The 16857-nt window shown below is 62.2% G+C and carries 16 protein-coding genes; 8 read left to right on the plus strand and 8 right to left on the minus strand.

The window, feature by feature from the left end; genetic code table 11:
* Positions 1-917: hypothetical protein (locus tag AC2FLX_RS08710; RefSeq protein WP_496875411.1), on the plus strand; the 917-nt coding region annotated here is incomplete at its 5' end.
* 4 nt (positions 918-921) lie between these two features.
* Here the strand turns inward: AC2FLX_RS08710 and AC2FLX_RS08715 are convergent.
* From AC2FLX_RS08715 to AC2FLX_RS08745, 7 genes are all read right to left on the minus strand, one after another.
* Complete coding sequence (locus AC2FLX_RS08715) at positions 922-1755, minus strand: ABC transporter ATP-binding protein (protein WP_496810911.1); 834 nt, start codon at positions 1753-1755, stop codon at positions 922-924.
* 115 nt (positions 1756-1870) lie between these two features.
* Positions 1871-3154: an ABC transporter substrate-binding protein gene (locus AC2FLX_RS08720; RefSeq protein WP_480750248.1), complete on the minus strand. Its 1284-nt coding sequence runs from the start codon at positions 3152-3154 to the stop codon at positions 1871-1873.
* 93 nt (positions 3155-3247) lie between these two features.
* Entirely contained in the window at positions 3248-4324 is a 1077-nt protein-coding gene (locus tag AC2FLX_RS08725) for a branched-chain amino acid ABC transporter permease (RefSeq protein WP_480750249.1), read from the minus strand.
* Positions 4325-4327: 3 nt separating this feature from the next.
* The gene (locus AC2FLX_RS08730) at positions 4328-4450 is read right to left on the minus strand and encodes a hypothetical protein (RefSeq protein WP_496810912.1); all 123 of its coding nucleotides are present in this window, start codon (positions 4448-4450) and stop codon (positions 4328-4330) included.
* A 3-nt stretch (positions 4451-4453) separates the two neighbouring features.
* A complete protein-coding gene (locus tag AC2FLX_RS08735; RefSeq protein WP_480750251.1) occupies positions 4454-5440 on the minus strand; it encodes a branched-chain amino acid ABC transporter permease in 987 nt (328 codons plus the stop codon).
* A gap of 29 nt (positions 5441-5469) precedes the next feature.
* On the minus strand, positions 5470-6288 hold the full coding sequence (locus AC2FLX_RS08740) for an ABC transporter ATP-binding protein (RefSeq protein ID WP_480750252.1): 819 nt from the start codon (positions 6286-6288) through the stop codon (positions 5470-5472).
* 80 nt (positions 6289-6368) lie between these two features.
* Positions 6369-8342, minus strand: coding sequence for an AMP-binding protein (locus AC2FLX_RS08745; protein ID WP_480750253.1), 1974 nt, complete (start codon positions 8340-8342; stop codon positions 6369-6371).
* Positions 8343-8625: 283 nt separating this feature from the next.
* On the opposite strand from AC2FLX_RS08745, the gene AC2FLX_RS08750 reads away from it, so the two are divergent.
* Entirely contained in the window at positions 8626-10494 is a 1869-nt protein-coding gene (locus AC2FLX_RS08750; protein WP_480750437.1) for a PAS-domain containing protein, read from the plus strand.
* Positions 10491-11195, plus strand: coding sequence for a response regulator transcription factor (locus AC2FLX_RS08755; RefSeq protein WP_496745763.1), 705 nt, complete (start codon positions 10491-10493; stop codon positions 11193-11195). Before AC2FLX_RS08750 ends, AC2FLX_RS08755 begins: the two co-directional genes overlap by 4 nt.
* Before the next feature lie 101 nt (positions 11196-11296).
* Here the strand turns inward: AC2FLX_RS08755 and AC2FLX_RS08760 are convergent, their stop codons facing one another.
* Entirely contained in the window at positions 11297-12481 is a 1185-nt protein-coding gene (locus AC2FLX_RS08760; RefSeq protein WP_496810913.1) for a Zn-dependent hydrolase, read from the minus strand.
* An 88-nt stretch (positions 12482-12569) separates the two neighbouring features.
* Between AC2FLX_RS08760 and AC2FLX_RS08765 the strand changes: the two genes are divergently transcribed.
* From AC2FLX_RS08765 to AC2FLX_RS08785, 5 genes are all read left to right on the plus strand, one after another.
* Positions 12570-13268 carry an SDR family oxidoreductase gene (locus tag AC2FLX_RS08765; RefSeq protein WP_496745767.1) on the plus strand — a complete coding sequence of 233 codons (699 nt, stop codon included), beginning with the start codon at positions 12570-12572 and terminating at the stop codon, positions 13266-13268.
* Positions 13269-13347: 79 nt separating this feature from the next.
* Positions 13348-13998 carry a histidine phosphatase family protein gene (locus tag AC2FLX_RS08770; protein WP_480750257.1) on the plus strand — a complete coding sequence of 217 codons (651 nt, stop codon included), beginning with the start codon at positions 13348-13350 and terminating at the stop codon, positions 13996-13998.
* Between the two features lie 11 nt (positions 13999-14009).
* Positions 14010-14624 carry a glutathione S-transferase family protein gene (locus AC2FLX_RS08775; RefSeq protein ID WP_496810914.1) on the plus strand — a complete coding sequence of 205 codons (615 nt, stop codon included), beginning with the start codon at positions 14010-14012 and terminating at the stop codon, positions 14622-14624.
* 14 nt (positions 14625-14638) lie between these two features.
* Entirely contained in the window at positions 14639-15694 is a 1056-nt protein-coding gene (locus AC2FLX_RS08780; RefSeq protein ID WP_496810915.1) for a saccharopine dehydrogenase, read from the plus strand.
* A gap of 3 nt (positions 15695-15697) precedes the next feature.
* Positions 15698-16840 carry a saccharopine dehydrogenase family protein gene (locus tag AC2FLX_RS08785; protein ID WP_496810916.1) on the plus strand — a complete coding sequence of 381 codons (1143 nt, stop codon included), beginning with the start codon at positions 15698-15700 and terminating at the stop codon, positions 16838-16840.
* Positions 16841-16857 lie beyond the last annotated feature (17 nt).

Consider the following 16857-nt stretch of genomic DNA (forward strand, 5'->3'; position numbering starts at 1 on the left):
TTGTATTGACGTTGGGGCAATTGACTGCATGCCATCGCATACAATTTGACCCGACCACATTGAGACGACTGAGAGAGGAGACCGACGTGACCGATTTCGACACCGCAGACCTGGACAGCAGGATCGCCTTTCACGACACGCTGCAAACCATGGAGGCGGATTTTTCGGGCTTTCACTTCGACACTTCGGAAACCGTCAACCGATTTTACGACCGGCTGGAAGAGCGCATCGCGCAAACCGGTGAAGAGAAATGGTTTTTTCTGGTCAACCTGCACGGAACCCGGATCGATCCCGAGGCCTGGCTGGCCTATTCCCGCCGGGGCAAGGCGTTGAACCTGGCGCATTCCATGGGCTCGGTCCGCTATGATCCCTCGGACGAAACGCGGACCCAGATCGAGCGCGCGGCCAACACCGAATACTTCGACCCAAACCTGTTTGCCAGCCGCGACGAAGCGCTGGACCGAATCACCCAGTTGCCCAGCACGCGCCGCAAGCGGGTGCAGCACGATCCGAACTATGTTCTGAGCGATTTCGTGCGCAGACTTTCGTTCGACGCTGACGCCGGGATCATGGACGTGAATTTTTCTCATTTTGTCTTTCATCACTCGCGCGACGTGAACGAGTTTTACGACTATATCGAGGAACGCATCGCCGAGACCGGTCGCAAATGGTACTTTCTGGTCGACCTCAACGGTTGCGAAATCCTGCCTGCGGCGTGGGTGCAATATGCCCATCGGGGCAAAAAGCTGAACACCGCGCATTCCCTTGGATCGGTCCGCTTCGCCGCGGGGTCCGAGACCGAGGCCGACATCCGTCTGCGTGCCGAAACCCAGGGATTTCGCCCCAACATCCGCAACACGCGCGACGAGGCGCTGGAGCGGATTGCCGAGATGAAAGCGGAAAGCGAACACGCCTGACCCCTCACAGCCACCGCTTGCGGCGACGGTACGAACGCACGTCGCGAAAACTTTTTCGGCCCTCGTCGGACATACCCAGATAGAACTCCTTCACATCGGGGTTCTCACGCAGATCGGCGGCGGGGCCGTCCATCACCACACGGCCCGACTCCAGGATATAGCCGTAGTGGGCAAACCGAAGCGCCACGTTGGTGTTCTGTTCCGCCAGCAGGAAAGACACGCCTTCCTTCTGGTTCAGATCCCTGACGATTTCGAAAATCTCTTCGACCAACTGCGGCGCCAGGCCCATCGAGGGCTCGTCCAGCAGGATCGTTTCGGGTCGCGACATCAGCGCCCGGCCCATCGCCACCATCTGTTGTTCACCGCCTGATGTATAACCCGCCTGGCTGCGGCGGCGTTCCTTGAGGCGGGGGAAATAATTGTAGACCAGCTCAAGATCCTGCTGAATCTTGCCCTTGCCGTCCTTGCGGGTATAAGCGCCGGTCAACAGGTTTTCCTCGACCGTCAGGTGTTCGAAACAATGACGCCCTTCCATCACCTGAATCACGCCCTTTTCCACCAGATCGGCCGGGTCGCGTTCGTGGATGCTCTCGCCGCGGTATTTGATCGACCCTTTGGTGACCTCGCCGCGCTCGGAATGGAGCAGGTTCGACACCGCCTTGAGCGTTGTCGTCTTGCCGGCGCCGTTACCGCCCAACAGCGCGGTGATGCCGCCCTTGGGCACGGTGAGGCTGACGCCTTTGAGCACGAGGATCACGTGATTATAGATCACCTCGATATTGTTGACCTCAAGCAGGGTATCAGCCTGCACTTCGGTGGGTGTTGCCGCATCCAGCATCAGCGCTTGTCCTCATGCCTGTCCCGTCATGCCGGGACTTGTCCGGTGCGGAGCGGCGGGCCTGCCGCCGCCCCTTGTTGATATGCGCCCCGGCCCGTGCCGGGGCACGTTCGGCTCAGTTGCAGCCCGCTTCGATGTTGTTTTCCGAAGCGTAGGCACCCGAGTCTTCCTCGATCAGCGCGCCGATCACTTCGCCGTCGGTCGGTTTGAAGTCAGAGATCAGAGACCAGGTCTTGTTGGCCGCATCCCACTGGGTCACACCTACCAGAGCGTCGCCGCCGTGGTTTTCGCAGTTGACCGAGAAGGCCGGGCCAAAGTTCGGAAGACCCAGTTCGGTCATCTTCTCCTGGCTCATTTCCAGCGCTTCCATGCCCGCGCGCATGTCGGACGAGGTGATGTCCGCATTACCCGAAATCTCTTGAGCCTTCTTGGCCGCTTCAGCAGCCAGCATGGCAGCATAAAGACCGCGGTTATAGAGCACCGAACCAACCTGATCGCCGGCACCGGCGGCCTTACCTGCATCGATCACATATTTCTGCAGATCGTCGTATAGCGGATAATCAGAGCCCACGTTGTGGAAGGTCAGCGCCTTATAGCCGTTGGCGGCCTCGCCTGCAGGCATGACGTCATGCTCTGCGCCCGACCACCAGATGCCGATGAAATTTTCCATCGGGAAGCGGATGTTGGCAGCTTCCTGAACCGCAACCTGATTCATCACGCCCCAGCCCCACATCAGGACATAGTCGGGACGGTCGCGACGGATTTGCAGCCACTGAGACTTCTGCTCCTGACCCGGATGGTCGACCGGTAGGGCGATGAGTTCATACCCGTGCTTCTTGGACAGCTCTTCCAGCGTGCGGATCGGTTCCTTACCATAGGCCGAGTTGTGATAGACCAGCGCGATCTTCTTGCCGTTCAGATCGCCACCGTTTTCATCCAGCAGATAGTTGATCGCGCCCGACGCACCATCCCAGTAGTTTGCAGGATAGTTGAAGGTATGGCTGAACACCTTGCCGTTCTTGGCCGAGGTGCGGCCATAGCCCATGGTGTGCATCGGGATATCGTCTGCAGTGGTTTTGGGGATCAGCTGATAGGTGATACCAGTCGACAGCGGCTGATACACCAGCGCGCCCTGGCCCTTGGTCGATTCATAGCATTCCACACCCTTCTCGGTGTTATAGCCGGTCTCGCATTCGATCACCTTGGCCGGTACGCCACCGATGCCGCCGTCGCGCTCGTTCAGCAGGGTGAAATAATCCGCATAACCATCGGCGAACGGAATGCCACCCGCCGCATAGGGGCCGGTCCGATAGCTGAGCGACGGAAACACGAGGTCTGCCATCGCCGGGCCTGCGGCCATCATGGCGCCCAGCGCCAGGGTTGCCAGTTTTGTCTTCATCGGGTTAGTCCTCCCTTGGTTTTGACCGATGTATCCACCCCGCAAATCCGGCCGGGGCCATCCGTAGGGCGGGTCGCCCCGCCCGGCCCTTCGTCAATAGGGGAAGGGCCAAAGTCTCAGTTTCTCCTTCGCAACGCGCCACAACTGGGCCAGCCCGTGCGGTTCGAGGATCAAGAACATGATGATCAGCGCGCCCACGATCACCAGCTGCAGGTGCGCCACTATATCGGTGGGCCAGCCCAGTACATCGACGCCCAGAACCTTCAGCACCACTGGCAACAACACTAGGAAGGCGGCGCCGGCGAAAGAGCCAAAGATCGAGCCAAGACCGCCGATGATGACCATGAACAGCACCAGGAACGATTTCTGGATGCCGAATGCCTCGCCGACCTCGACCGCGCCGAGATAGACCGAAAAGAACAGCGCACCCGAGATTCCGACAAAGAATGACGAGACGGCAAAGGCGCTCATCTTGGCCTTGAGCGGGTTCACTCCGATGATTTCCGCCGCGATATCCATGTCGCGGATCGCCATCCAGGTCCGGCCCGTGGTGCCGCGCGTCAGGTTGCGCGCGATCAGCGCCGAAACGGCCAGAAAGATCAGGCAGAACAGATAGGTCGCCCAGGCCGGTGCGTTCGGGCCGGTGATGATGATGCCGAACACGTCACGTTCCGGCGCGTTGATCTGGCCCGAGGCCGAGTAGTTGTAGAACCACGGCACCCGGTTGAAGAGCCACACAAGGAAGAATTGCGCCGCCAGCGTCGCAACTGCCAGATAGAACCCCTTGATACGCAAGCTCGGCAGGCCGAACAGGACACCGACAAAGGCGGTGATGCCGCCCGCAAGGAGCACATGAATGAACATGGACACCTCGGGGAAGGCAGTCATCAGCTTGTAGCAGGAATAGGCCCCCACCGCCATGAAACCGCCGGTACCCAGCGATACCTGACCGCAATATCCCACAAGGATATTCAGCCCGATCGCCGCAATAGCGTAGATCAGGAACGGCAGCAGCAGCGCGTTGGCCCAATAGTCGTTGATGACGAAGGGGATGATGCCAAAGGCCACCGCCAGAACGACATAGTACCGATAGCGGTCGAACTTGATCGGAAAGGTCTGGCTGTCGTCCTGATAGGAGACTTTGAAATCCCCGGCTTCACGATAGAACATGGCTCACTTTCCCCATTCTTCCTGCGCCCGTTCGCGGGTCGCGGCATCCAGTTGTTTCGATGATCTGGCGTAGCCGGTTGCCTCGGATAAACGCGCCAGTTTGATGATGGCGACCAGCTCTTGCACGGATCACACCCTTTCGATGATCTTCTCGCCGAACAGCCCCTGCGGACGGAACACCAGGAAGATCAGCGCCAGCACATAGGCGAACCAGTTCTCGGTCGCGCCACCCACCAGCGGGCCAATCGAGAATTCGAACAGCTTCTCGCCCACGCCGATGATAAGCCCGCCGACAATGGCGCCGGGGATCGAGGTGAAGCCACCCAGCATCAGCACCGGCAGCGCCTTGAGCGCGATCAGGCTCAGCGAGAACTGCACGCCCGACTTGGTGCCCCACATGATGCCCGCGACCAGCGCGACAAAGCCCGCAACCGACCAGACCATAACCCAGATGAAGTTCAGCGAAATACCCACCGACAGCGCTGCCTGATGGTCGTCGGCCACCGCGCGCATGGCCCGGCCCTGCTTGGTGTATTGGCTGAAGGCCACCAGCGCCGCCACCAGAAGCGCCGCAATCACGGTCGCCACAATGTCGAGGTTGTCGATGAAAAAGCCATAGCCGAAAATGTTGAACGTCGCCTCATCGATCCACAGGTTGATGCCCTGCGGCAGGCCCACATCCAGCGTCTTGATTTCGGAACCCCACATCAGGTCGGCCACACCTTCAAGGAAATAGGCCAGGCCGATGGTCGCCATGAACAGGATGATCGGCTCCTGCCCGACCAGGTGGCGCATGACGAAACGTTGCACGCACCACGCCAGCAGCACCATGACCGCCATGGTCAGCAAGATCGCCAGCGCACCGGGGATGTTCCAGCCGAAATGGGTAATGTGCCCGCCAAAGATCGCATTGATAAGGTGTGCGAACGGAACCTGCCCGTTCATGATCCCGACCAGCGTCATCGCCGCAAACAGCGCCATGACGCCCTGCGCATAGTTGAAAATGCCGGACGCCTTGTAGATCAACACGAACCCCAGGGCCACCAGCGCATAGAGCACCCCGGCCATCAGGCCGTTCAGGATGACCTCCATCGCAAAAATCAACTGATCAGGCATGTATGCCTCCCCTCATCTGTGTCAGGCGGTCAGTCATGTGCCACGCCCAGATAGGCGTCGATGACTTCCTGGTTGTTGCGCACCTCGTCGGGGGTGCCGTCGCCGATCTTCTTGCCGTAATCCATCACGACCACCCGGTCGCTCAGGTCCATCACCACGCCCATGTCATGTTCGATCAGGGCGATGGTGGTTCCGAACTCGTCATTCACATCGAGGATGAAACGGCTCATGTCTTCCTTCTCTTCGACATTCATGCCTGCCATCGGCTCGTCCAGCAGCAGCAGCTTGGGCTCGGCCGCCAGTGCACGGGCCAGTTCCACCCGCTTTTTCAGGCCATAAGGCAGGCGCGCCACCGGGGTCTTGCGAATGTGCTGGATCTCGAGGAAGTCGATGATCTTTTCGACCGCCTCGCGGTTCTTGGTTTCTTCCGCCTCGGCCTTGCCCTTCCACAGCGCCTGCTGGATCAGGTTGGTCTTCATGTAGTTCAGACGGCCGGTCATCACGTTGTCCAGCACGCTCATGCCTTCGAACAACGCGATGTTCTGGAAGGTGCGGGCGATGCCCTGGCGTGCCACCTCATAGGGGCGCATGGCCGGACGTTTGGCTCCATGGAACCAGACCTCGCCCTCCTGCGGAACGTAAAAGCCCGAGATCACGTTCAGCATCGACGACTTGCCGGCGCCGTTCGGTCCGATAATGGCGCGAATTTCGCCCTCGCGGATGTCGAACGAGATATCCTTGATCGCCACCACGCCTCCAAAGCGCAGGGTGATGTTCTTCATTTCCATCACCACGCCGCCGATCTTGCGGCCGTCCTCGGTGACATATCCTTCGGATGCATCCAGCATCGGCTACTCCCTGAACTTCGCGGTTACGGGGCGGCGGGCGGGGCGATGCCCGGAACGGGCGAGCGGCGCACGCGCGGCCCTCATTCCGCCGCCACCTTGTGCTGCGCCACCGGGACAACCGGCGCGTCTATGATCTTCAGCGTTGCGCTGATCGATCCCTTGCGCCCGTCCTCATAGGTCACCTCGGTCTTGGTCGAGATCGTGTCCGACCCGTCGTATAGCGCGGTGATGATGTCGTGGAACTTCTCTTCGACAAACCCGCGCCGCACCTTCCGCGTGCGGGTCATCTCGCCATCATCGGCGTCCAGTTCCTTATGCAGAACAACAAAGCGGTGCACCTGGCAGCCCGACAGCATTTCATCTGCCGCCACTGACTTGTTCACCTCTTCCACATGGGCCTTTATCGTCTCTAACACACGCGGATGACCCGCCAGTTCCTGATAAGACGCATAGGCCACGTTGTTGCGTTCCGCCCAGTTGCCCACCGCCGTCAGGTCGATGTTGATGAAGGCGACGCAGCGGTCCTTGCCATTGCCGAACAGAACGACCTCCAGAATATCGGGATAGAACTTGAGCTTGTTCTCGACATATTTGGGCGCGAACATCGACCCGTCGGCCATCTTGCCCACATCCTTGGCCCGGTCGATGATCCGCAGGTGGCCCGAACCTTCCTCGATGAAGCCCGCATCGCCAGTCGCGACCCAGCCCTCGGCATCCTTGGTCGACGCAGTGGATTCGGGGTTCTTGTAATACTCGACGAAAACGCCGGGCGAGCGATAGTGGATCTCGCCCTTCTCGTCGATCTTGATCTCGACATCCGGCGCCGGAACGCCAACTGTATCCGCGCGCACCTCGCCATCGGGCTGCACGGTGATGAACACCGTCGCCTCGGTCTGGCCGTAAAGCTGTTTCAGGTTGATGCCGAGCGAGCGGTAGAAGTCGAAAATCTCGGGTCCGATCGCCTCACCCGCAGTGTATCCGACGCGGAACCGGCTATAGCCCAGCGTATCCTTGAGCGGGCCATAGACCAGAACATTGCCCAGCGCATATTTGAAACGGTCGCCAAAGCTGACTGGTTTGCCGTCCAGAATGCGGCCGCCGACCTTCTTGGCGTGGGCCATGAAGTAATCGAACATCCGCTTCTTCAGCTTGCCCGCATCCTCCATCCGGATCATCACGTTGGTCAGCTGGGTCTCGAACACACGCGGCGGAGCAAAGAAATAGGTCGGCCCGATCTCGCGCAGATCGGTCATCATCGTGTCGGCGCTTTCGGGGCAGTTCACGCAGAACCCGCACCAATAGGCCTGACCGATGGAAAAGATGAAATCGCCTACCCAGGCCATTGGCAGATAAGACAGAATGTCCTCGCCGCGCGTCAGATGATCGAAATCGGCCGAATTCTTGGCACTTTCGATCACGTTGCGGTTCGACAGCACAACGCCCTTGGGCTTGCCCGTGGTGCCCGAGGTATACAGCATCACGCAGGTGTCGTCATAAGTGATATCCGCGATGCGCTGATCCAGTTCCGCGTCGAAACGCTGATGACCGGCGCGGCCCTCGGCCTTGATATCGTCCAGCGCGTTCATCTGGCTGTGGTCGTATTTCCGCATGCCGCGCTTGTCGGTATAAAGGATGTGCTTGATCTGGTGCACCGTCTCCTGGATCTCGATGACCTTGTCGACCTGCTCCTGATCGCCGCAGACGACGTATTTCGCGCCGCAATGCTCCATCACATAGGTCATCTCTTCGGCCACCGAATCCTGATAGAGCGGCACCGGCACCGCGCCCACCATCTGGGCCGCAACCATCGACCAGTAATGCGCCGGACGGTTGCGTCCAATCACCGCGATATGGTCGCCTTTTTCAACGCCGATCTCCATGAAGCCAAGCGCCATGGCCCTGATTTCCTTGGCAGCCTGGGCCCAGGTCCAGCATTGCCAGATCCCGAATTCCTTTTCGCGATAGGCCGGGGCATCCCCGATTTGGGTTGCGTTGCGATGAAGCAGCGCCGGAAGGGATACATACCCTTCAGCGCCAGACTGCGTCTGAGCCAATGTCTTTTCTCCTCCCCATCCCGACCCGTCGAATGGCCGGAAACGTCCGCGACTGCGAATCTGTCCTGGTGTCGGACCCTCAAAGGTTGATCGGTAACTTTTTCCTGATGTTTTCCCAAATCTTACGAATTGTAACAAGTTGCGAAAATCCGGGTATGCCTTGTTACATTTGGCCACACCGGCGGGAACGGCAGCAAAGGCTCTACACCCTGCATCCGTCCGGTGATAGGCATGGGCTGCAAGGAGGAAGGCATTGGGCAATTCCGATCAGCGCATCAAGGCAATGACGACCGCCGGTCTGAACCTGATCGGACAGGCGCTGTCGATCTACGACAGCAACTTGAAACTGGTGCTGAGCAACCGCCGTTTCCAGGAAATGTTCGAACTGCCCGATCGTCTGGTCGAGCCCGGCGCGTCCTTCGCCGACACGATCCGCCATCTGGCCGAAAACGGCGAATACGCGCCCGAAGAGAATATCGAGGACATCATCCGCAGCCGCGTCGAACAGGCGCTGGCGTTCGCGCCGCACTATATCGAACGCATCCGCCCCAACGGTCAGGTCATCTCGGTCGAGGGCGCGCCGCTGCCGCAGGGCGGTTGGGTGGCGGTCTATACCGACATTTCCCGCACCAAGCGGGTCGAAGAGATGCTGCGCTCGCGGTCCGAGGAGCTGTCCGACCAGTTGCTGACCCATGCCGAGGAACTCTCGGCCACCAACCGCGAACTCGCCGCCACCATAACCGCGCTGGAAGAGGCCAAGCGGCAGCTGACCGAAATCGAATCGCGCACCCGCCTGACCACCGAAATGATGCCCGCCCATATCGCGCATGTCGATGCCAAAGGGCACTATACCTATTCCAATCGCCGCCTCAGTTCGGTGATGCCGGGACGGCCTTCGGAAATCCTGGGCCTGCACATCTCCGAGGCGCTCGGCCCCTCCGCCTTTGCCCGCGTCGCGCCACATCTGCAAAAGGCCTATGGCGGGCGCACGTCCGTCTTCGAATTCACCGAGGATCACGACCAGCGCCGCATCCGTGTCTCGTTCACGCCGGACGAAGAAGGCGGCGTCTATATCCTGTCGATGGACGTGACCGAGGAAACCCAGGCCCGCGTCGCGCTGCAGCAATCGCGCCGGCGGGCGATGGCGGCGCAAATGACCAGCGGGCTGGCGCATGACTTCTCGAACCTGCTGACCATCATCCTCGGCATGCAGGGCAAGCTGGAAAAGATGGCCCTGCCCGAAGAGGCCGCCGAACTGGTCGCCGCCACCCAGCAGACCGCGCGCCGGGGCGGGCAGTTGCTGAACCGGATCGCCGACATGACCGGCAACCGCACCCTGCATCCGCAGGCCACCGACATGCGCGGACTGCTGGAAGACATGAAGATCCTCGCCTCTCCCTCGCTGCCGCGCGGAATGGGTCTGTCAGTGGTGAACACCCTGCCCGACGAGGCATTGCTGCTTGATCCCGGCATGTTGCAGGATGCGCTGCTGAACCTGGTCCTGAATGCCCGCGACGCCTGTGGTGCGACCGGGCAAATCACCATCAGCGCCCACGCCATCGGCTCTATCTGGGTCGAGATCACTGTTACAGACACCGGCCCCGGCTTTTCGCCCGACGCGTTGGACAAGGCACTGAACCCGTTCTTTACCACCAAGGGCAGCGAAGGGTCGGGGCTGGGCCTGCCAATGGTCTATGACATGGTCAAATTGGCAGGCGGCGACCTGCAGCTGCGCAACTCGCCTTCGGGCGCGGCGGTGATCCTGCGCCTGCCCTATCGCGCCGCCCCGCAGGTGCAGGGCGGGCTGGCCTTGCTGGTCGAGGACAACGACGACCTGCGCAGCCAGTTCCGCGACCTTCTGATCGATCTCGGCCTGTCGGTGATCGAGGCCACCTCGGTTGACGAGGCCTGCGCGCTCACCGCCGATATCGAGGATATCTCGCTGGTACTTTCCGACATCAAACTCGAAGGTTCCGCCACCGGCATCGACCTGATCAAGCGCCTGCAACCCGGATTGCCCTGTATCCTGATGACCTCGCTGCCGCTGACCGATCCGCTGCACCGCCAGGCCCTTGCGCTGGGCCCGGTTCTGCGCAAACCCTTTTCGCGGGCGCAACTCTCTGCCCTGATCCGACCCGAGGCCGCCCCATGACACAACCGCTGGTGACCATTCTCGACGACGAACCCGAGATCCGACAGATCCTGACCGACGCGCTGGAAGAAGCCGGGTTTCGCACCCAAAGCTTCTCGCGCGCCCGCGAATTCGAAGCCTCGCTGAAACGGGTCACTCCGGATGTCTGCCTGGTCGACCTGTCGCTGCCCGACACCGACGGGCTGGCGCTGGTGCACCGGCTGGCGCTGGAACAGGGCGCGGCGGTGATCATCATCTCGGGCCGCGCCCAGGTACAGGACCGGGTGACCGGGCTGGAACTGGGGGCAGATGACTATATCACCAAACCATTCGACCCCGCCGAGGTGGTGGCCCGCATCCGCGCCCGCCTGCGCGCCCCGCGCGCCACCTTACAAACGGGCGGCAACACCGCGCTTTTCAACGGCTGGACCGCCCATTTTGACAGCTACATCCTCGAGGACGACAGCGGCACGCAAACACCCTTCAGCCACGCCGAAGGCGAGGTGCTGCGACTGTTCCTGGAAAGCCCCAAACGCCTGATCAGCCGCGCCCAGATGCAGGAAATGCTGGGCGGCGGCGCCGGTGAAAGCTTCGACCGGGCGATGGATGTGCGCATCTCGCGTCTGCGCACCAAACTGGGCGAAGACCCCAAGAACCCGCGCCTGATCAAGACGATCTACGGGGCCGGGTACATCTTTCTGGGCGATGTCAGCTGGCGATAACCCAAAACACGCATAAAGCATCCGCTGCTTCTTTCTGGTCCGAAACAGGAACAGCGTTGGGCCGTCAGTCGGGCTGGTCAGGGCCGGCCTTCTCCGGTCGATCAGTCCAGCGCCAACACCGCCTGTTCCAGCACCCGCAGGCCCGCAACCAGATCGGCCTCATCGGTATCCTCGGCAAAATCGTGGCTGATGCCGCCGATGGAGGGCACGAACAGCATCGCCACCGGCATCAGGCGCGAGACATTGGTGGCGTCATGCAGCGCGCCCGACGGCATCGTCCGCCAGCGCCCCGGCGCAACCGCCTCGGCCCCGCTCTCCAGCGCCGAACGCAGGCGGCCATCCATCGGCACCGGTTCCAGTCCCAGCAGGGGGCCAAACTCCAACTCCATACCGGCTTCACCTGCAACTTCCTGCGCCGTTTGCCGGATGATCTCCTCCATCCGCGCCAGCCGTCCGGCCTCGCCGTCGCGCCATTGCATCGAAAAGGTGGCCCTGCCCGGCACGATGGACGAGGCATTGGGATGCAGCGACACATGCCCGATGGTCCAGACGGTTCGCGGCGTGACCACATTTCGGAACCGGTCGTTGATCCGCGCGCTGAACAGCGACATCGCCTGAAAGGCGTCGCGGCGCAAGTGCATCGGCGTGGTGCCCGCGTGGTTCTGCTGTCCTTGATACGTGATCTTCATGTCGCGGATACCCACGATATCGGTGACGACGCCGATCTGCTCGCCCTCGGCATCCAGTGTCGGCCCCTGCTCGATATGCATCTCGACAAAACCGGTGAATCGTTCCGGGTCCACGAAATCTCCGGCCAGATCGGCGATTGCCGCCCGCGCCGCGCCAAAGGCGATCCCAGAGTGATCGGTCAGCGTGTCGGCCCGATCCAGCGACAGATGCCCCGACCAGATGGCCGAACCGGTGGTGACGCCGAACCGCCCCTCCTCATCCTGAAAACTCACGACCGAGACCGGGCGATCCACCGCCCGCGCCACCTCAAGCGCCGCGATCACGCCCAGTGCACCGTCCAGCCAGCCGCCCTCGGGCTGGCTGTCGGAATGCGATCCCATCAACAACGAGGGGCCTTCGGCCAGACCGAACAGGTTGCCCACCGGGTCGACCTGCACCTGCAGCCCGGCCTCTTCCATCCGGGACGCAAGCCACTTCCGGGCGGCGATGTCGGCCTCGGAATAGGCCGGGCGCACCACGCCCTTGCCGACGCCGGACGCACCGAAACCGCGCAGCATGTGAAGGTCAGTCAGAAACCGCTCTGCGTCCACTGCCATAAGGTTTTCCTTTCCAGTCCGGGGCCTGAGGGGCCATTATTCGTGTCACATCACCACAACAAGTGACAGGTCCAAGGGAGAGAGGCAAATGGCAAAGACGGCACTCATCACCGGCGCATCCAGCGGCATCGGGCGCGGAACCGCCATCCGGCTGGCCTCGGACGGCTGGCACATTCTGGCCCACGGTCGCCGCGAGGACGCGCTTGCCGAAACGCTCGACATGGTGCGCACAGCAGGTGGAACCGGCCAATCCTTTGCCGCCGAAATGGGCGATATGGACGCTGTCGCAGCGCTGGCCGATTGGGCAACGGCGGGTGACCGGCTGGACGCCATGGTGCATTGCGCGGCGAAATTCACCTATGGCCCGGTCTCGACAGAGCGCTTTGCCGATTGGGACAGATCCATCGATCAGGTTCTCAGGGCGACGATCAGGCTGACGGCGCACGTGCTGCCAAAGATTCAGGCGTCGCAGGGATCGTTTGTCTATATTTGCGGTCCAACCTCGTGGCTGGGCTGGAAGAACCACGCAATCCACTGCGCCCTTCGACACGCGCAGGCCGGCTTCGCCAAGGCGCTGTTCGAAGACGTTCGCGAGGACGGGGTCGGCGTGACGCTGGTGCATCCGGGATTTGTCAACACACCCGACGTCAACGACACCGGCAAGGACCGCACGCGCATGATCCAGCTTGCGGACATATCCCAGATGATAGCGACCGTCATTACGCTGCCGAACACGGCCTGCGTCACCGAACTGACGCTGCGCCCCCAGCGCTCGCCTTATCTGTGATTTTTCACGCCAAAGCGGCGAAACCCCTCTGGCCCCCTGCGGAAAGCTGACCTAAGACTTGCCGCAAGAGGAGCCGGATATGTCCCACATCACGCTGGTGCGCCACGGGCAGGCCAATACCGAGGCGCGCGACGAGGAAAGCTATGACCGACTGAGCGATCTGGGCCATCAACAGGCCCGGTGGCTGGGCGCGCATCTGGCCGACACTCGCGCACATCATCCCCGCGCCTATTGCGGCACCCTGAAACGTCACGTGGAAACCGCCGCCAGCATGGGGCTGACCAACCCGGTGCAGGACGCGCGCCTGAACGAGATAGAGTATTTCGCCCTTGCCCAGCTGTTCGAAGACCAGCACGGCGTCGCCATCCCGCGCGACCGCGAGGGCTTTGTGCAGCATTTGCCAATGACCTTCACCGCATGGGCCAAGGGCGAGATCGAGAACGCGCCGGAAACCTTTGCCGAATTCGAGGCCCGCGTATCGTCAGCGCTGCATGACATCGGCACAAAAGGCGGGCCGGCGATCGTGGTGACCTCGGGCGGGCTGATCTCGATGGCGGTGCGGCAGGCCATGGGGCTGGAGATTCCGGCCATGGCCCGCGTCGCCCTTGCCATCATGAACACGTCGATGCATCGTCTGCACCCGATTGGCGATCACCTCAGCCCGGTCCTGTTCAACGCCGTGCCGCATCTGGAAACGCCCGACCGGCAATTCGCCCAAACCCACCTGTGACGGAGCCCACCATGCAGCTTTACTATGCGCCCCGCACCATCTCGGTCGCCGTTGCCATCGCCCTGGAAGAGGCCGGGCTGGAGTATGAGGCGATCCGCCTCGACTTCGCCAATGCCGAACAGACCAAACCGGCCTACAAACAGATCAACCCCAAGGGCCGCGTGCCTGCGCTGGCGGTTCAGGGCGGTATCCTGACCGAAACCGGCGCGTTGCTGGAATACGTCGCGGCCAGGGCTCCGCAAGCGGGGCTGGTGCCCGACGATCCGGTGATGGCCGCGCGCATGCGCGAGGTGATGTACTATCTCGCCTCAACCATGCACGTGAACCATGCCCACAAGCTGCGCGGCGCCCGCTGGGCCGACAAAAAAGCAAGCTGGAAGGACATGACCGCCAAGGTGCCGCAGACCATGACTGCCTCATGCAGGTATATCGAGGCGAACGGGCTGCGCGGGCCGTTTGTTCTGGGCGACCGGATCAGCCTTGCCGACTGTTACCTTTACGTGGTGTGCAGCTGGCTCGAAGGCGACGGGGTCGATGTGACGGACTTCCCCGGGATCACAGCGTTTCGCAAAACGATGGAGGCGCGCGCCTCGGTTCAGGCGGTACGCGCCGCCGGGATGCTTTGACAGAAGGACAGGATATGACACATCTCTGGGTCCGGGCCGAACAGCGCCCGAACGAAGAACGGGTGGGGCTGACGCCCGAAGGCGCGGCGCAGCTGATCGCGGCCGGTATCCGGGTGACGGTCGAGGACAGCTCGGTCCGCGCCATTCCGATTGACGGCTACAAGGCCGCAGGGTGCGAAATTGCGGCCGAGAACAGCTGGCCCGACGCGCCGCGGGATGCGATCATCTTCGGCCTCAAGGAGCTGCCCGAGGACGGCACGCCCCTGCCTCATCGCCACATCATGTTCGGCCACGCCTTCAAGGGTCAGCACTCGGGCCGCGCGCTGCTGCAGCGGTTCAAGGCGGGCGGCGGCACGCTTTATGATCTGGAATATCTGGTGGACGAAACCGGCCGCCGGGTCGCCGCATTCGGCTATTGGGCCGGATATGCGGGTGCGGCGGTGACGCTCAAGGCCTGGGCAGCGCAGCAGCGTGGCGAATTGTGCGGCTCCGTGGGCGTTTATCCCGGCAAGGATGCGCTGAACGCCGAGCTGCTGGCCGAACTGGACGCCACCGGTGCGGACCGCCCCCGCGCCATCGTTATCGGTGCATTGGGCCGGGTCGGCACCGGCGCTTCGGACCTCTGTGAGGCGATGGGCGTTCAGGTCACCAAATGGGACATGGCCGAAACCGCAAGCGGCGGCCCCTTCCCCGAGATCCTCGCCCATGACATCTTTCTCAACTGCATCTTCGCCCGTCCCGGCACGCCGGTCTTTGTCCCCCGTGACGCGATGACCGCCCCCCGAAGACTGACCGCCATCGGTGACGTCGCCTGCGATCCGGACAGCGATTACAACCCGGTTCCGGTCTATGACCGCGCCACCACCTGGGGGGCCCCGGCCCTGCGCGTCGCGACCAATCCGGTGCTGGACGTGATGGCGATCGACAACCTGCCCTCGATGCTGCCAGTGGAAAGCTCGCAGGACTACGCGGCGCAACTGCTGCCCTCGCTGGCCACCCTGAACGACTTGACCGCAGGTGTCTGGGGCCGGGCCGAGGCTGAATTCAAAACCCATATCGAAAGGATCTGAGCGATGACCATTCACTGGTGTGGCACCGGCCTGTCGGCCATCCCCGGATTGCGGCGGCTGATCGAGGCGGGCCATCCCGTCACCGTCTGGAACCGGACCGTCGAAAAGGCCAGGGCCGAGGTCGGCGACCTGACCGATGACATCCGCGCCTTCGACATCGACGCGCTTGGCGCGGTGCTGGCCAAGGGCGACGTGATCGTGTCGATGCTGCCGGGCGACTGGCACGTGCCGCTGGCCGAGCTGGCGATCGCCAAGGGCGCGAATTTCGTCTCATCCTCGTACATCGCGCCCGAGATGCGCGCGCTGGATGACAAGGCGCGCGAGGCGGGCGTGGCGCTGGTCAACGAAGTGGGTCTCGACCCCGGCATCGACCACCTGATGGCGCATGCGCTGGTCGATGACTACCGCGCCTCCGACGCGTTCGATCCGCAAAACCACCTCAGCTTCATTTCCTATTGCGGTGGCATTCCCAAGCACCCCAACCCGTTCCGCTACAAGTTCAGCTGGTCGCCGCTGGGCGTTCTCAAGGCGCTGCGTTCGCCCTCCCGCTCGATCCGCGACTACGCACCGCTCGACGTGGCCCGCCCTTGGGATGCGATCACCAGCTATGTCGCCCCCCTGCCCTCGCCGGAAAGCTTCGAGGTCTACCCCAACCGCGACTCGATCCCCTTCAAGACCCAGTACCATTTCGAAGACCACTGGCCGGTCAAAGAGTTCGTCCGAGGCACCTTGCGCCTGAACGGCTGGGCCGATGCGTGGGCGGATGTATTCCGCGAAATCGAAACCCTTTCCGGTCCCGAAGGCGACGCACGGCTCAAGGAGATGTCCGACCAGTTCTGGGCCGAAAACGCCTATGACGAGGGCGAGCCCGACCGCGTTGTCCTGTGCGTCGGGCTGAAGGCCGAAAAGGACGGGCGCGAGGTCTGGCACAAGACCTATGTCATGGATGCATGGGGCGACGCGCGCGGCACCGCCATGGCGCGTCTTGTTTCGATCCCGGTCTCTCTGGCGATCGAGGCGGTGCTGAACCGCGCCATCCCGGCGGGCGTGCACGCTGCACCCAGCGATCCGAAACTGGTTCAGTCATGGATGGGCGAAATCGACACGCTGGCCCAGCATCTGCAGGTGGTCGATCACCTGGCCTGACCCACCGATAATCTGCC

The sequence above is a fragment of the Ruegeria sp. YKSF57 genome (assembly GCF_059612585.1).

Coding starts and splice junctions, on each gene's coding strand:
- AC2FLX_RS08715 (WP_496810911.1), bottom strand. CDS start 1,755: ATGCTGGATGCGGCAACACCCACCGAAGTGCAGGCTGATACCCTGCTT.
- AC2FLX_RS08720 (WP_480750248.1), bottom strand. CDS start 3,154: ATGAAGACAAAACTGGCAACCCTGGCGCTGGGCGCCATGATGGCCGCA.
- AC2FLX_RS08725 (WP_480750249.1), bottom strand. CDS start 4,324: ATGTTCTATCGTGAAGCCGGGGATTTCAAAGTCTCCTATCAGGACGAC.
- AC2FLX_RS08735 (WP_480750251.1), bottom strand. CDS start 5,440: ATGCCTGATCAGTTGATTTTTGCGATGGAGGTCATCCTGAACGGCCTG.
- AC2FLX_RS08740 (WP_480750252.1), bottom strand. CDS start 6,288: ATGCTGGATGCATCCGAAGGATATGTCACCGAGGACGGCCGCAAGATC.
- AC2FLX_RS08750 (WP_480750437.1), top strand. CDS start 8,626: ATGACGACCGCCGGTCTGAACCTGATCGGACAGGCGCTGTCGATCTAC.
- AC2FLX_RS08755 (WP_496745763.1), top strand. CDS start 10,491: ATGACACAACCGCTGGTGACCATTCTCGACGACGAACCCGAGATCCGA.
- AC2FLX_RS08760 (WP_496810913.1), bottom strand. CDS start 12,481: ATGGCAGTGGACGCAGAGCGGTTTCTGACTGACCTTCACATGCTGCGC.
- AC2FLX_RS08765 (WP_496745767.1), top strand. CDS start 12,570: ATGGCAAAGACGGCACTCATCACCGGCGCATCCAGCGGCATCGGGCGC.
- AC2FLX_RS08770 (WP_480750257.1), top strand. CDS start 13,348: ATGTCCCACATCACGCTGGTGCGCCACGGGCAGGCCAATACCGAGGCG.
- AC2FLX_RS08775 (WP_496810914.1), top strand. CDS start 14,010: ATGCAGCTTTACTATGCGCCCCGCACCATCTCGGTCGCCGTTGCCATC.
- AC2FLX_RS08780 (WP_496810915.1), top strand. CDS start 14,639: ATGACACATCTCTGGGTCCGGGCCGAACAGCGCCCGAACGAAGAACGG.
- AC2FLX_RS08785 (WP_496810916.1), top strand. CDS start 15,698: ATGACCATTCACTGGTGTGGCACCGGCCTGTCGGCCATCCCCGGATTG.